The following is a 15493-nucleotide window of genomic DNA, read 5'->3' as shown; positions in this document are numbered from 1 at the left end:
GCAACTTCAGAGCAGCCAATCTATTACAACCCCAGGATCACGACTTGTACCGGGAGCCGATCGAACACCAACCTCCAGCAATATTTAGCTCTTGCTCCAACCTCGATTCGGAGGGAGTAGGTGACGCCTCACAACTTACCTCCTGAGGCGGTGCAGTCCCAAGCTGACGCCGCACCGAGCGCACCGAACTGGTGCAAGAGTTAAAACGCTGATGGCAACTGCCTTCTAAGAATGCTACCCTCAACCGCACCGGTGCTGACCGCACCCGCACTGAGGTGGTGCGGAGCCACTTTAGCCTCCTTGATCCCAAGGTTAACCCTCAATGAAAGTGAAAGAAATAGTGTTGAATGTTAACAAGTCTGGAACGAGCCAGCAGTGCCAAGCGGTGAAGTGGAAATGGAGTGACTACTGTTTGAGTCTACGAGGGTTCCGACTATGGTTGAAGAACCAATGCTGCCTCAGTATCAGAGGGTGAATGTTGATGAGGCTGAAACATCATCTGTCTTTTGCTGGGGTGATTGGGGCGATCGCGCTTGCTTCCTGCTCGCCTCAAACCCGCTTGTCAAGTCCGTCGTCGGTTCAAAACCGTGAAACTCAGCTTCAAACCGTTCCCTTGAATCAAGACGATATCGTTATGGGGCAAACCGTTTATGTGCCCATTTATTCGCATATCTATCATCACAATAGCCAAGATCGGGTCATGAATTTATCAGCGACGCTTAGCGTTCGCAATACAGACTCGAGCGATCCAATCATCCTTACCTCTGTGAAGTACTACGATACGGATGGTCAACTCATGCGGCAAGATATTGAGCGCCCAGTCGCCCTAAAACCCCTGGCTTCCACGAGCTTCTTTGTGGCAGCAGATGATACGAGTGGTGGGTCAGGTGCAAACTTTGTGGTGGAATGGGTTGCAGAAAAAACGGTGTCAGAACCTGTGATTGAAGCAGTCATGATCAACACCTCTGGAGGGCAGGGAATTTCGTTTATTAGTCCGGGGAAAGTGGTTGAGCAGCGTGGCAAGAGAAATTAGCATCAGCCAGCTTGCATCCTATTGGAGTGGCTCTGTTCTAGAAAGTGGAGGTTAGATTTTGGTGTTTGATACTTTGGTCGTTGGTTCTGGACCCGCAGGATTGGCGATCGCCGCTGCTCTTTGTGATGAAGGGTTGAACGTTGCCGGTTTAGCGCCCGTTCCGCTTCCGGTTGAGTGGTCAAACACCTATGGGATTTGGTGTGATGAATTAGAGCCGATGAACTTGATGCATCTTTTGAGCCACCGTTGGCAAAACAGTGTGGCTTATGCGGCTCAACAAAAAATCGCGCTGCAACGCGAATATGGCCTATTCGATAACGTCAAACTTCAAAACTACTTTTTGGAACGCTGCGATCGCGGCCAAATGACGTGGTATCAGGGCACGGCTGCCACTGTGAAGCATCTAGCTAATTGCTCTTGTGTCACAACCACCGAAGGAACGACTTTATCCGCCAGGCTTGTGATCGATGCCAGTGGTCACAAACCGGCGCTGTTAAAAAGACCCAAAAGCGATCGCATCACTTACCAGGCAGCCTACGGCATCGTGGGCAAATTTTCTTCACCCCCGATCGAATCCCAGCAGTTTGTCTTGATGGACTACCGCTCAGATCACCTGCCACCTGCGGAACGCCAAGCGCCTCCCACCTTCCTCTACGCGATGGATTTAGGCAATGATGTCTTTTTTATAGAAGAGACGTCATTGGCGAGCAGTCCTGCTGTGACGTTTGAGGTGTTGCAGCAACGGTTAGAGCAGCGACTTGCTTTTCGAGGGGTGCAGGTGAAAGAAGTGCAGCACGTGGAATACTGTTTGTTTCCTATGAATCTGCCGTTACCTTCGCTCGACCAGTCCGTGATGGGGTTTGGTGGGGCAGCGAGTCTGGTGCATCCCGCCTCAGGTTACATGGTGGGGGCTCTGCTACGACGTGCGCCTGGGGTCGCGAAGGCGATCGCCCATGCAGTTGAACATCAGAACGATCCCCCTGCAAGAATTGCTGCATCTGTATGGCAAACGCTGTGGTCAAGTGATGAGAGGCGGAAACGCGCCCTCTACCTATTTGGTTTAGAGAATTTGATGCGATTTGATGAACAAACGCTCCAGGCCTTCTTTGCCTCCTTCTTTCAGTTGCCGCGATCGCAGTGGAGCACTTTTCTGGCAAATACCCTTTCTACCCCCGAAATGTTGCAAATGATGATGAACTTATTTGGTCACACCACCCCTGAAGTTCGCTGGAATTTAATACGCTCTGCCTGGAGCGAGCGGGCGTTGCTTTGGGAGGCGTGGGTCGCTTCAGAATGAGCGTCTTTGCCTGGATACCTGTGGGGAAGGGAAAGGCGATCGCCTAAAACTAGCCTATTGGCCGACGGCAAAGACTTGCTCTGCGGTGAGTTGCAGTTCTGGAAAGGCAGCAGAAATGATGCGATCGCTACCCCGAAACTGCTGAACCTGATATTCTCCGTCAACTAATTGGTAAATCGAGAGGGTTGGTTGTTTAGGTGAGCCAATATAACGCCTACCACCTAAGCCGAGCTCATCGACGATCCAATACTCTGGGATTTGCAGTGCCTCGTAATCAATAAACCTGTGTCCATAGTCGTCGCGCCAATGGGTGCTGACAATCTCGATCACCACTCGCACTGATATGCCTTGGGTAATCGTGGAGCGTTTCTTCCAGAGGGGTTCTTCCGCCAACGCAGGCTGATCTAGAACAATGACATCGGGGTTGTAGCCTGACTTATCTGTATCGACTGGCTGGACGATCGCTTGGCGCGGAATGACGTAAGGCCACTGCAAGCGCTTAATTTCTAGGAATAACTCCCCTGCTAGAAACCCACCCACTTGCTCATGCATTCCCGTCGGTTGCATCTTGATGACGACCCCATTCCACAATTCGTAGCGACCATAGCCATCTGGATACCAGCCCAGAAACTCGTCTAAGGTCATCAGTTGAGGAAGCGCTCCCACCATTGCTTTGAAGCCCTCGGATCTGGGTTAATTCTAAGTGTAGTTGAATGGCAGAGATGCGTTGACATCAAGCGCGATCATGACGCCTGCTTCTGGCTCTTACGCAGATTTGGTGAAGCGATCGCAGCCTCTGATAGTAGGAGTAGTTGAGGGCTGAGTTGAGATTGGCATTCGAGAGAGGAGGCTGAGGGAGAGAGGGGATCTGGGACATTTCAAGGGTTGAGGTTGTGAGCCGTGCCTGTTGAAGGATAGTGGCATCGAATACAATCTCAATTCATACCTCTATTCTGCTCTCAGAAATTGCCAGAGGCGTGGAAGGTGCGATCGCTCCCCACAAAAAACCTCCCACTTGGGGAGGCAGCGGCGGTTGAAAGACAGCGGCTCAACTTGCCACTTTGTCCTTAAAGAGTTTTCCCGCAGAGAAGGCTGTAACCTTTGTGGCTGGGATGGTCATCGCTTCCCCCGTTTTGGGGTTGCGACCTTCGCGAGCTTGGCGCTCTCTGGCTTCAAAACTCCCGAATCCGATTAACGTGACTTTGTCACCCGCCGCCACAGTGGCTTGAATCACGTCAAACACAGCCGTGAGTGCCGCTTCGGCTTGCTTCTTGGTCACGTTGGCTTTTTCCGCCACGGCATCTACGAGTTCACCTTTGTTCATAGAAATTGCGAGAAATCTCTAGAGGGCTCGGTGTGATTATAGTTCAGGTTTCTCGGGAGCGATCGTAGGTTCCCTATCGAATCAGCTGATTGCACGCGATCGCCATCAGGTTGAAGGAGATCGCGCTACTACCCAGATTGGCTCTCAGCCGGCAATCCTTGTAGAAATTTACCTGATGCAGGTGACCTGAACGGGTTTTAATGTCGGACCCGGAAGGCAATCACTAGGATCAAATTGATGGGTCACCGTTCCCCACCCTGCACTGATTTCTAAGCGATGCCTCAGCCCTGCGAACTTTGCCAGCGAGAGATGTCTGCTCTTACCGCACACCACCTAATTCCTCGTCAAAAGACGAAACGCCAGGGTCTCGACCCCAGCCCCCCCATTCAAATCTGCTCCGCTTGTCACCGTCAAATCCATACGCTCTACGACAACTCCCATCTGGCCCTCCACCTGAATACTCTAGAGAAGCTGAAGCAAGACCCACAGCTACAAAAATTCCTCTCCTGGGTTCACAAGCAAGACCCGAATAAGGGAGTGAAAATGGATCGAAAGCGTTGATCCCTGTCTGAAGCCGTTAAAATTAGTTCCAGATTGGCAATCTGTCGCGGGTGAACTGGAGTGGTGAGTTTCACGGCTTCAGTTCACCCCACCGCTCCAGTTCCTTCTGGGCGATCGCTCCACCCATGCGATCGCCCAGAAGGAACTGATTTTCACATCTGAGCATGAATCGTCCAATTGGGGATATTGGCTAGATTTCCAAATCCTTAAAACGGTTTTGCGTTACATTAGTCGGTGGTGTTTGGACGTTGGCTGAAGCCTGTGAAACCAAACTATAAACGCTTGGGACTCCGGGTACTCGCGATGCTGCTGGTTGTTTCATCCTAGTTAGGAATTGCGATCGCTCGATCTGGGCTGGAGGTGTGATCATTCCAAAAAGAAGGTATTCCTTTGCTCTAGCTGGCTCCGGTTTGTTGAACCGAGCCTAGGTTTATGGGTGCTGCTTCGCAGATAGTGCAAGGGTCAGCTCTGCTTTATTCTTCGGTTGGTTACTAGCAGCAGGTTTTCCCTTATCTGCTTGATCTCTGTCCTTTAAAGTCCTCCCTCAGGAACCAACCCCTCTTGCCGAGGTTTGGTTACAGTAAGGAAGTTGTTGCTGTCTCGCAATGCAGTCTTTATCTGTACTTGTTTTTCTGTCCCTGCTACAGGGCTGTGTTGACACTCAGCCTTTCATCTTGATGAGTGATTTATCAAACCCGCCTCAATCCCAATCCCCAGCAGTAGCGAGCGTTGCTGTGACCTCCAGTCGATCGGAGGGAGTCGAATTCAGGTTGAGTGACTATCAATGGCAACACCGCATTTTGTTGGTCTTTGCCCCTGCAACTGCTTCATCTGATTATCGGCAACAGATGCAAATATGGCAGTCAGATCAGGCAGGTGTAGAGGATCGTGACCTCAAGTTAGTAGAAGTTTTGGGAACTGGAGAGAGCCAGGTCGAGGGGCAATCCATCAGTGCGGCATCAGTAGATGTGCTAAGACAACAATTTGGTGTTTCTGTTGAAGAGTTTGCGGTGATTTTAGTTGGCAAAGACGGCACAGAAAAACAACGAAGCCAAGCCCCAATGAATTTAGCCATGCTATACCGTGCCATCGATGCCATGCCGATGCGCCAGCAAGAAATGCGTTCTCGACCATAGCTGTGGTCAGGAGTGCGGTTGCCATGTCTAACTATTCTTCTGAACGTCCCTATGATGTTGTCCTCTACAGTGCCAGTGGCTTTGTCGGTCAGCAGACGGTGCAGTACTTTGCCACTCATGCGTCTCTTGAAGAGGTGCAGTGGGCGGTTGCGCCCCGCGATCGCCAGAAATTAGCAACCGTTCGAGATGCGGTGGGTGTCGGGGTAGATGTGTTGGTGGCGGATAGCCAGGATCAGCAGGCGATCAACGCGATTGTCTCTCAAACCTGCGTGATTCTCAACACGGCTGGCCCCTTTGCCCTGTATGCTAATGCCCTGGTTGATGCCTGCGTTCGGTATAAAACCCATTACGTTGACATTACCGGAGAAACGCCCTGGGTCAAAATCCTGATCGATCGTTATCATGCTCAGGCGGCTACTGATGGAACCCGCATCATCCCTTGTTGTGGCTTTGATTCAGTTCTATCGGATCTGGGAACTTATCTGGTGGTTCGTCACCTACAACGAGAATTGGGTGTGCCCTGCCAGAAGGTCAATGCTTACTTTCAAGCCTTCGGCGGTTTCAACGGTGGCACCCTGGCATCGGCAATCAATCTCTACGACTCGCCAGGGGCAGCCCAAATGAATCATCCCTTCTTCCTCAATCCCGCTGCTTCTCACCCTCAAGCCGAAGTTGACCGTAACCGTGACCTGCAAACGTCCTCGTTTAATACAGACCTCAATACTTGGGTTGCGCCCTTCTTTATGGGGGTCGTAAACACTCGTATTGTCCGCCGCAGTCGTGCTTTGTACGAGGAATGGCAGGAACCCTATGGACCCGACTTCACCTATCAGGAGTATCTCAAGTTTGACGAGCCACTGGCATGGCTAAAGGCAACGGGTGTAACGGCGGGTCTAGCACTATTCATGGGGATTCTACAACAGCCCCAGACGCGATACGTGCTGTCGCACAGGCTAGCGCCACCGCTTTTACAGCCCGTCTTACCTAAACCAGGTGAGGGACCTTCTGAGCAAACGATGAATGAGGGATGGTTCACCTGTGAACTGCTAGGGACTGCGGTAGACGGGCGTAAGATACGAGGACTGATTCGGGATCAGGGCGACCCTGGCAACCGAGCCACAGTCAAGTTTGTGTGTGAATCAGCCTTGAGTCTGGCTCTGCAAACGGATGAGTTGCCCGGTGGTCAAACTCGGGGAGGCATTCTTACACCAGCCACCGGGTTGGGGGATGTTCTGGCAGAACGATTGCGTCGGGCTGGGATGACGATAGAGGTGAACTCATTGTGATGAATGAGCCATTGCCTCAGTTCATTCATCCTATCGTCGATCGCTTGCGCTCAATTGAGGGAATTGTGGCGATCGCGTTGGGTGGCTCAAGAGCAAGAGGCAACCATACCCCGAAGTCAGATGTAGATCTGGGGCTATATTACCAGCCAGAAAACCCGCCGGATCTCCTAGCGCTCAATCATCTCGCCTCTGAACTGGACGACAAGCATCGTACAAACTTAATTACCCCGATCGGTGAGTGGGGAAAGTGGATGAATGGTGGAGGATGGCTAAAAATTGAAGGCATTCCAGTGGATTTCCTCTATCGAGATGTGGTTCAAGTCAACCACGTCATTGATGAATGCCATAGGGGGCACATCACGATCGACTATCAGCCCGGACACCCTCACGGTTTTGTGTCTTCGATCTACATGGGTGAAGTTGCTCTGGGTCTGCCACTTCACGATTCACATGGCGTTTTAGCTGCCTTGAAAGCTAAGACAACGCCTTACCCGGCAAAGCTTAAGGAAGCAACCATAAACAAATTCGCTTGGGAAATCAGTTTCTCACTGGTAGTGGCTCAAAAAGCAGTTGCACGGGGTGATGCTGCCTATGCCGCAGGTTGCTGTTTTCGCTGTGTGGCCTGTATGAATCAAGTACTCTTCGCACTAAATGAAATGTACCTGCTGAATGAGAAGAGCGCTGTGGCACTTGCGAATGGCTTTACGCTTTGTCCTCCTCACTATCAGCAACGGGTTGAGTCAGTGTTCGCATTGTTAGCGACTGATGCAGAATCGATCAGCGAAGCTACTGCTATCCTAGATGAGATTGAGCGGGAATTGAGCCAATGGTATGGCGATCGGCGCTTGGAAATTTGAAGTTGATTCAACCAGGCCCTTACGGAGCGATTGCAGCAAGATCGCTAATCTCCCACAGCGATCGCCGAGTAGTAAGCTGACTGGCTACGGTGCTGTTCGTGCTGGAGATATTTGTTATTTGGCGACGAATTCAACCTCACACAGTTCGCAGGGTAACGTTGGATCGTCGATATCAATCACCATCCATAAACGGTTTTTCCCGTGCCTGAAGGCACAAACCCCCTCGACTTTTCCGGTGAATAAGGAACCATCGGGTGTACGAAGCTCAATCCAGCGTGGGTTCGTATCAAGGATACCTAAGACTGAGCCTGTGACCCTGCCATCCGAGGTGACATCGGGCGAACCCTCTGCCGCTGCTGAAAAGATAATGCCTGTTTGAGTCACGATTGCATCGGTAAAACTCAAGTTCAGCCCCTGCAAATTGCCCAAATCATACTGACAAATATTCTGCAACGCTGGAGGTTGGTGATGCTCTGGGTTATCCAGATACGCTAAAAAGCTGTCCCAGTCCAAATCAACCATGGCATTCACGGGCAGTAAATTGTTGTTAGGCTTGCCATTGCCGCGATTGAACAACCGAAGCTGACCCTCCCGAAACATGGCTCCTTCAATATTGAGTTCACTGCCTGAAAAGGGCGTGCAAGCTCGTAGTTGGGCATACAAAGCACTTGCCTGTATCAATTTTGGGTTGGATGGGTTGGATGCCTGCACCCTTAAAATTTGCTCCCGTTGTGCCGTCGAACCAGAGCCAAACGCCAGAAGTAACTCGCCCTTTGGAGTGGGAACGGTGGTACAGGCTTCTAAATCTAGTTTGAAGCGTTTATTCCCACGCAAGTCGTCAAACTGCCTTGCTCCTGCCTCTCCTGCCGCGAGGGTGATGGCCTCAACACTTAGGCTCTCTGGATCAATCAACACCAGAAAGTTGGCATCATCTTGAACCAGGGCCAGTTTATCACCCAACCAACTGAGGCTAGAACCGGCGCGAATATGAGCGGGGCGATCGCTGACCGGATCGGCTCCTTGACTGTAGAACAGTGGTATCCTTCTTTGTACGGTTGCCTTCACCGCTGGATCTCGATTGGCTTGCATCATTGAAACTGTAGCTTCACTCAACGCTGTTGCCTCCCCTCACAATTCTGTATCCTGATTCAATTTTGGGGCTGTGAGGTCTTGTCCTGCCTGATGCAGAATCAAGTGCTTCACATGACCTTGCGGATCTCGAACGAAGGTAATTTGAACATCAACTTCCGTGATGAAAAATTGAGTCTCCGTTTCTGCAAATAACTCAACCTGAGATTGCCCGGTAGCTTGAGCGTAGAGTCGGTCGTGTTCTTTGGTAATGGTGAGAATGAAGTCTGGCGCGAGTTCATAGCGCCCCACATATGCATCAAACAGGTTGGGATCAACAGGGATTGCCTGACGTTGCCTGGGTGGATGATGTTTAGCTAGGAGATAACGGGGTTCTAACAGATGCAAGCCAATATCATTGACATCATGCTCTGAATTTGATATCACAACAACTCCAAATCGCTTCTGTTTCACAAATCCCAAAAAGCTGCGAAATCCACCTGTCCCACTGTCATGGAAGCTGATTTCTGTCTCATGATGGTTCAAAAGATGCCAGCCCAGCGCGATCGCCATTCCGGATGTTCCCGTTTGCGCCTGAACTATATGGGTAGTCTGAAGGATTTGATTTAACGGGGAAGAGACAAGTTGCAAATTTGCTCCTAAAAACTTGAGCAAATCGTTTGCCGTGGATCGCAATGCTCCTGCTCCTGCTAAGGTCGGAAAGTCTCAGTAAGGCACGGGTTGAGCGAGGGTGTTATGTCCGGTTGCAAAGCGAGCCTGTTGTTCCATAGTCAGTTCAATACCCGTATCGTGCATTTGCAGCGGTTGAGTGATCTGAGTCTTAACGAGCGTTTCGTAATCCAGACCTGTTTTAAGGCTGAGCAGATGCCCCAACAGACCTATACCCAAATTGGAGTATTCGTACTGGCTGCCAATATCTCGTGGTAATTGAAAGTTGGATAAAAACCCATACAACTGGTCAACAGAGTAATCGACATAGGGATTACTCATATCCGCTGGGGCAAAGTTATCGGGTAAATGGGGCAACCCGGAAGTATGTGTTGCTAAATCCAATAAGGAGATTTCTTGACCATTGCGAGTGGGTGCTTTCACAGCACCAGGCAGCAACGTAGAGATGCGATCGCTCAGGTTGAGAGGGCCTTGCTCCACCAGATTTGCTAGCACCAGCGTTGTAAACACTTTGGTAATGGAACCAATTTCAAACAGGGTATTTCCATCCACTGAGTAGGAATCCGTCTGATCTCGCTTACCCTGTGCAATGATGCGGTTGCCACTCTCATCAATGACTCCTACGACAATACCAACACTCTGTTTCTCCTGATCAATGCGTTGTTGCAAAATGGCTTCAATCTCGCTATCTGCCAGGATTGTTTGAGCCGTGAGAATTCTGACTCTATGGTTTCCTCACTTGTCACCGGTTTAGATTTCTGGGGACGGCGGTTTGCCCATTCTGGCTCGAATTGACCAAGTTCGCTGTGCGGTGCGAAGCAGCTCCCCTTTCAGGTCACCTCATTGCCTTACGAAAAATTAGACCTCTCTACCGCTAAGCCTGTTTTCTCTTGGGCAAACCCCGAACTGGGTCAAGATGAAACCAAAATGGCAAAGAACGTGGCCTCCCTGCCCTTTGTCTTCAAGCACGTTGCCTTGATGCCCGATGTTCACTTGGGTAAAGGTGCCTTGGTAGGTTCGGTGGTGGCGACGAAAGAAGCGATCGTGCCTGCGGCAGTGGGAGTCGATATTGGGTGTGGCATGGGCGCGATCAAAACGCCTTTTGTGGCGGAGCAATTGGACGGTAAACTGCACCAGATTCGGCAAGACATTGAAGCTCTAGTTCCCGTTGGCTTTAACGAGAATGATGAAGCAGACACCCAAGTGCTGGACTGGCAAGGCTGGCAAGACTTCAAGTATCTGCACGCTGGTGCACAGCATTTGGAAGCGAAGGCTTTGAAGCAGATGGGGTCGCTGGGAGGCGGCAACCACTTCATCGAAGTCTGTATGGATGAGCAAAATCAGGTTTGGTTGATGCTGCACTCCGGGTCTCGTCATATTGGCAACGTGCTGGCACAGCGCCATATCGAGACGGCGAAGGAGTTGGCAAAGCTAGCGGGCGAAAAATTGCCTGATCCCGACCTGGCACACTTTGTTCAGGGCACCCCAGAGTTTGAGGCGTACTGGCGTGATTTGCAGTGGGCACAGAACTATGCCTGTGTGAACCGCGAAGTGCTGATGGCGCGATCCAAGCGAGTGCTAGAAAAGCATTTGGCGAACGATCAACCCTTCACTCCTTGCCTGAACATTAACTGCCACCACAACTATGCTGAGCGAGAAGTGCATTTCGGTGAGGAAGTGTATGTGACTCGTAAGGGGGCAGTCCGCGCACAGCAAAATGACTATGGCATTATTCCGGGTTCGATGGGAGCCAAGTCTTACATTGTGAAGGGCAAGGGGAATGTGGCAAGCTACTGCTCTTGCTCTCATGGGGCGGGACGCTTAATGTCCCGCAACAAAGCCAAGCTCAACTTCACGTTGAAAGACCTGATTCAGCAAACACAGGGGATTGAGTGTCGTAAGGATGAAGGGGTGCTGGATGAACTTCCCGGAGCCTACAAACCGATCGACCAGTTGATGGCCAACCAATCTGACCTGGTAGAGGTGGTGGCAACCCTGAAGCAACTTGTTTGTGTGAAGGGTTAGGGGTGAACTGGCAGCAACAAAATTAGGGGAATCCCCCAAGTCTTGAACCTCCCCTAGCCCCTAAACTCCAGTCATTGCAGGCTCATGGCACTGGCAACGACAAAAGTCGAATAACACTATGTCATCCAGGGATCTGCCACCGATTTCCGTGACCTGAAAATTACAGCACAGGATTCGTTTAGCGATGCGATCGCCAAAGCCAGCAACCCAAACTTTGGGGAACGAATGCTTCTGTTGCCTATGACTGGGCAATCAAGCACAAGTTCAAGGCAGACGTGTTCTGCTTTTGGACGGACTATGAAAGTTGGGAAGGACGCAAGCATCCTAGCCAAGCTTTATCCGAGTACCATCGTAAGGTGAACCCTCAGGCAAAAGCAGTTTACGTAACCCTGGCTCCATATCTTGCTGGTTGAGCCACAAGCTTCAATGTTGTGGGGTATTGCCGGGTTTGATCCAGGAACACTACGGTTGATCCAGATGATTGCAGCAGGAGAGCTTTGATTTGCTTAAAGTTGGGAGTACCCTTTCCACGAAAGTGCTCCTAATTTGGGGTTTCAGAATTATGACAAACGGCGAAGCTAAGCAGCGACTAGAGTTTTGCTAATCTGCTCGAAGATGGACTCAAACTTGTGCTTCGCCTCATCAAACTCTGGCACCTGCCAATCCGGGATAGAAGTGCCATCCAATTGATTCGCATTCAGGTAAACCGGATAGCGAACTTCAATTTGTAACGCCTCAACTTGCGGCATCTGACCGTAGTACCGCGTGATGTACCCACCACTAAACGATTTATTGCGAACCACCTGATAACTCTGTGAGCAAAAGGCAGCCTCAACGACGGAAATGAAGTGCTCAGAACAAGTTGTAGTATTTCCGTTCCCTAAACAGATTTCATCCTCGATCAATCCAAGAAAACTGTGTAGATCCAGCAAGTATACCTTGCCAAATTGCTCAATCTGTTCGTTTAGCAGAGCTTGAAGCTGTCGATGATAGGGACGATAGTATTGCTCAACTCGTTGCTCAACCTCTTCTCTTGAAGGCGGAGTTCGATAAATCGCTGTGTTGACCGCAGTCTTTTCAGCAACAACCGATTGCCAAAAGTTACCAAAGAGCGGTTCCTGAAGCGATCGATTGAGGTCAACCACATAACGGCTATAAACGGCTTGCAAGACGGTAACACCTAAATGAGGCAGAAAATCATAGAGTTTGTCGAGATGCCAATCCTGATTGGGCAAATAGTGCCGGTGAGAAGCTTCTAGAGTGTCAGTGATCTCCTTTGATATAAGCAATCCACTGTGAGGCAGACTGGCGATGACCGGAATGGTTTCAGTGGTTGGTAAGTGCAGGAGAAAGGGGTCTGGCATTGTCGGCTCAGTAAGTGAACAAAATTGCTTGATCCTTAATATAGGAAAACTTTGATGCCGCTCAGCAACGGATTGACTCAGTGTTTGCATTGTTGGTGGCTGATCCAGAATCGCTCAGGGAGGCGGTATGCGCGAAGGGCATCAGCGAAGCTACTGCTATCCTGGATGAGATTGAGCAGCGGGAATTGAGCCAATAGTATGGCGATCGACGGTTAGCAAGTGAGGCAGTCCGCGAGGAGTTATGGTCTCGTATAAAAAATATTCGAGTATGTGCCAGTTACCAGTTAGCTGATAATCTGTTTGCACGCCAGTTAAGTCCGAAAAGTTATTGCGGCGGTTGAAGCAGAATGTTAGGCGGTCGGAGAGAGTAGATGAATCAATCCAGCATTCACGGGGGTTGCCTGTGCGGAACAGTGACATTTGAAGTGAACCCACCCTTTCAGAAAATGGCTCATTGCCACTGCTTACGGTGTCGCAAAGGCACGGGCACAGCTCACGCCACCAATCTAACTGTTGAACCCAGTCAGTTCCGCTGGCTTTCAGGGGAAGAAGCTATCACCCAGTATGACCTTCCTACAGCAAAGCGCTTCAGCAAATGGTTTTGCAGTCATTGTGGGTGCCCGGTACCACGACTAACACCCGATGGCAAGATCATGACGATTCCCGCTGGCTCATTGGATACAGCCCCGCCTATCACTCCGACCGATCACATCTTCTGGGCATCCAGAGCGCCGTGGGGTTGTGCGAGCGGCGGGCTGCCAACCCACGCAGAGTATCCAGAGTCATGGTAGAGCCAGAACATGTCTAATCCGATGGAACTTGAGACCGTACATCTCCGCCTAGTGCTGCAATCGACCGAAGAGGTTCTCGCCCAAATTGAGGCAATGAGTCCTGCAGATCAGGCTGAGGTTTCTCCAGACTGGATCGCACAGCTCCGGGCTGCCCCATCACCAAACCCGTGGACGCATAGCTTCGCGATCGTGCTCAAGACAAGCGGTGCCGTCATTGGTAGTTGTGGGTACAAAGGCCCACCCGGTTCTGATGGCATTGTTGAAATTGCCTATAGCGTGAATGCCGATCAACAAGGGCGGGGGTACGCCACTGAAGCAGCAGAAGCACTGACCCGGTATGCCTTAGAAAGTCGTCAAGTGCGGTTAGTCTGTGCTCACACGCGACCTGAGGAAAATGCTTCAACGCGGGTGCTTACCAAATGTGGCTTCCGCCGGGTTGGAGAAGTAAACGATCCGGAGGATGGTCTTGTGTGGCGATGGGAGCGTACAGGTGGGACGGACTAAACACACCATCAAACATCAACTCCCTTCACAACCGATCTATGAAAGTTCCAACCACTGCACTGACTACTCATCAACTGTTCATCAGCAGAGCCTTACCCCATCTTGCCGCAGACCCGCGATTAGTGGGTGTTGCAGCAACAGGTTCTTGGGCAGAGAACTCAATGGACGAGTTCAGTGATCTCGATTTGATTATTGCTGTGGAGCATGAGAGCTTCGCACAGGTGATGTCCGAGCGAGAGAGTATTGCTGCATCACTCGGAGAGCTATTGGCAGCGTTTACGGGTGAGCATGTAGGGGAGCCACGGGTCTTGATCTGCCTTTACAACTCACCGCTCCTGCATGTTGATCTCAAGTTTTTGTCCATTACTGATGTTGCAACGCGAGTTGATGAGCCTGTTGTTCTGTGGGAACGCGACGATCGGCTATCACAGTCTTATGCTGCTAGCACCGGTGTGTATCCCTTACCCAGTGAGCAGTGGATCGAGGATCGATTTTGGATATGGATTCAATATGGAACTAGCAAGATTGCGCGGGGAGAATTGTTTGAGGCGCTAGACTTCATTTCCTATCTACGGAGCACGGTTCTCGGTCCTCTAGGACTACTGCGATCAGGATGCAAACCAAGCGGTGTTCGGAAGATTGAGCAGCTTGCACCGACTCTCGCTGAAACCCTTGAAAGCACGGTCGCTTTGCACGATCGGGAGAGTTGTTATCTCGCATTGGAACGGTGCCTCGAAATTTATCGAGCGCTCCGTTCAACGGCAATTACCCATCATGCAGCGGCTGAGGAAGCGGCTGTTGAATATTTGAAGACGATGCGTGCACGTCAAGGATAGGATTCTCACTCACCTTGATCAATACAGGCATGATTTTGGCCGAAATGGCTAGTCTCCTCAACATTCATGGCTTCACGCAGACGGATACATTGCTGAATTTATGCGTTATGCGCTTTAGCACTTGTTGCCTCAGGGGGTAACAAGAAGGTTAGAATAAAGACTGGAGGCGGAAAGCAGAGTGTAAACCTTGCTGAAGATACATTCGCTTATTGCCACTGAGCTGTATCCAAGACTCTACCCAATCGCTGGCTAAATCCATCCCTTCTAACCAGGCATGGGCATACAAACCTATCCAAAAATCGCTATGCCTGCGTTGTATTCTTCGTTCTTCTTTAGCTCGACAAATATAGCTAGCTAAGCCTTGAGCACGAACTTCATAGCCTTGAATGACCGCACTGGTATAAGCAAGGACTAAGAGGACAAATAAACCCGATAAGCGTTCAGGATTGAGACGAGTGGACTCGACTTGATACCCCCACTTTTGTAGTCCCGGAAAAAAGCTTCAATACCCATGCGATGCTGGTAAGCCTGAACGGCAGCACCTAAAGAGGGCAGATTAGTTAGCTCAGATCTTGCACCAAGGCTTAAAAGGTGGCAGAAAGGGCGTGAAACTAATAGACCGCAAGAACAATGGACATTCTTGCCCACGCCCAAGAACTAATCTATCACTTGCTCGATGGGATGCCGACTCCCTACCAACGTCAAAGCCTGCAAGCTTTGC

The 15493-nt window shown here is 50.6% G+C and carries 15 protein-coding genes and 1 pseudogene; 10 read left to right on the top strand and 6 right to left on the bottom strand.

Annotation, left to right across the window (positions count from 1 at the left end; all coding sequences use genetic code 11):
• Window positions 1–481: 481 nt before the first annotated feature.
• Both H6F90_RS03660 and crtL read left to right on the top strand, forming a co-directional pair.
• Window positions 482–1033 carry a DUF3124 domain-containing protein gene (locus H6F90_RS03660; protein ID WP_199295699.1) on the top strand — a complete coding sequence of 184 codons (552 nt, stop codon included), beginning with the start codon at window positions 482–484 and terminating at the stop codon, window positions 1031–1033.
• A gap of 61 nt (window positions 1034–1094) precedes the next feature.
• The gene (gene crtL, locus H6F90_RS03655) at window positions 1095–2330 is read left to right on the top strand and encodes a lycopene beta cyclase (RefSeq protein WP_190550316.1); all 1236 of its coding nucleotides are present in this window, start codon (window positions 1095–1097) and stop codon (window positions 2328–2330) included.
• A gap of 54 nt (window positions 2331–2384) precedes the next feature.
• Here crtL and H6F90_RS03650 read toward each other — a convergent pair whose 3' ends face one another.
• Together H6F90_RS03650 and H6F90_RS03645 are read right to left on the bottom strand one after the other, a co-directional pair.
• Window positions 2385–2999, bottom strand: a complete 615-nt coding sequence (locus tag H6F90_RS03650) for a Uma2 family endonuclease (protein WP_190550314.1) — start codon at window positions 2997–2999, stop codon at window positions 2385–2387.
• Window positions 3000–3378: 379 nt separating this feature from the next.
• A complete protein-coding gene (locus H6F90_RS03645; protein WP_190550312.1) occupies window positions 3379–3654 on the bottom strand; it encodes an HU family DNA-binding protein in 276 nt (91 codons plus the stop codon).
• A 276-nt stretch (window positions 3655–3930) separates the two neighbouring features.
• On the opposite strand from H6F90_RS03645, the gene H6F90_RS03640 reads away from it, so the two are divergent.
• From H6F90_RS03640 to H6F90_RS03625, 4 genes are all read left to right on the top strand, one after another.
• Complete coding sequence (locus H6F90_RS03640; protein ID WP_190550309.1) at window positions 3931–4215, top strand: HNH endonuclease; 285 nt, start codon at window positions 3931–3933, stop codon at window positions 4213–4215.
• 605 nt (window positions 4216–4820) lie between these two features.
• Window positions 4821–5351 (top strand): DUF4174 domain-containing protein, encoded by a 531-nt coding sequence (locus H6F90_RS03635; RefSeq protein WP_190550307.1) that lies wholly within the window; start codon window positions 4821–4823, stop codon window positions 5349–5351.
• 23 nt (window positions 5352–5374) lie between these two features.
• Complete coding sequence (locus H6F90_RS03630) at window positions 5375–6637, top strand: trans-acting enoyl reductase family protein (protein WP_190550305.1); 1263 nt, start codon at window positions 5375–5377, stop codon at window positions 6635–6637.
• Window positions 6637–7494 (top strand): nucleotidyltransferase domain-containing protein, encoded by an 858-nt coding sequence (locus H6F90_RS03625; RefSeq protein WP_190550303.1) that lies wholly within the window; start codon window positions 6637–6639, stop codon window positions 7492–7494. Before H6F90_RS03630 ends, H6F90_RS03625 begins: the two co-directional genes overlap by 1 nt.
• A gap of 114 nt (window positions 7495–7608) precedes the next feature.
• On the opposite strand, the gene H6F90_RS03620 is transcribed toward H6F90_RS03625, so the two are convergent.
• The 3 genes and pseudogenes from H6F90_RS03620 to H6F90_RS03610 form a co-directional block, all read right to left on the bottom strand.
• Window positions 7609–8607: a hypothetical protein gene (locus H6F90_RS03620; protein ID WP_190550301.1), complete on the bottom strand. Its 999-nt coding sequence runs from the start codon at window positions 8605–8607 to the stop codon at window positions 7609–7611.
• A 15-nt stretch (window positions 8608–8622) separates the two neighbouring features.
• On the bottom strand, window positions 8623–9009 hold the full coding sequence (locus H6F90_RS30505; protein WP_370587938.1) for a DUF3471 domain-containing protein: 387 nt from the start codon (window positions 9007–9009) through the stop codon (window positions 8623–8625).
• Window positions 8998–9921 (bottom strand): annotated as a pseudogene (locus H6F90_RS03610) (serine hydrolase domain-containing protein); the annotation flags it as partial. The pseudogene H6F90_RS03610 and the gene H6F90_RS30505, both read right to left, overlap by 12 nt.
• A 174-nt stretch (window positions 9922–10095) precedes the next feature.
• Between H6F90_RS03610 and H6F90_RS03605 the strand changes: the two are divergent.
• Window positions 10096–11277 carry an RtcB family protein gene (locus H6F90_RS03605; protein ID WP_190550295.1) on the top strand — a complete coding sequence of 394 codons (1182 nt, stop codon included), beginning with the start codon at window positions 10096–10098 and terminating at the stop codon, window positions 11275–11277.
• Window positions 11278–11855: 578 nt separating this feature from the next.
• On the opposite strand, the gene H6F90_RS03600 is transcribed toward H6F90_RS03605, so the two are convergent.
• Complete coding sequence (locus tag H6F90_RS03600; protein WP_190550293.1) at window positions 11856–12641, bottom strand: N-formylglutamate amidohydrolase; 786 nt, start codon at window positions 12639–12641, stop codon at window positions 11856–11858.
• 371 nt (window positions 12642–13012) lie between these two features.
• Here H6F90_RS03600 and H6F90_RS03595 point away from each other — a divergent pair, with 371 nt between their 5' ends.
• From H6F90_RS03595 to H6F90_RS03585, 3 genes are read left to right on the top strand one after another with little or no spacing between them, the layout of a single operon-like run.
• Complete coding sequence (locus H6F90_RS03595) at window positions 13013–13432, top strand: GFA family protein (protein WP_190550291.1); 420 nt, start codon at window positions 13013–13015, stop codon at window positions 13430–13432.
• Window positions 13433–13441: 9 nt separating this feature from the next.
• Window positions 13442–13936 (top strand): GNAT family N-acetyltransferase, encoded by a 495-nt coding sequence (locus H6F90_RS03590; RefSeq protein WP_190550289.1) that lies wholly within the window; start codon window positions 13442–13444, stop codon window positions 13934–13936.
• Between the two features lie 38 nt (window positions 13937–13974).
• The gene (locus tag H6F90_RS03585; protein WP_190550287.1) at window positions 13975–14772 is read left to right on the top strand and encodes an aminoglycoside 6-adenylyltransferase; all 798 of its coding nucleotides are present in this window, start codon (window positions 13975–13977) and stop codon (window positions 14770–14772) included.
• Window positions 14773–15493 lie beyond the last annotated feature (721 nt).

The organism is Trichocoleus sp. FACHB-591 (assembly GCF_014695845.1).
Lineage (GTDB): Bacteria > Cyanobacteriota > Cyanobacteriia > FACHB-46 > FACHB-46 > Trichocoleus.
This window is presented reverse-complemented; position numbering and strand designations above follow the sequence as displayed.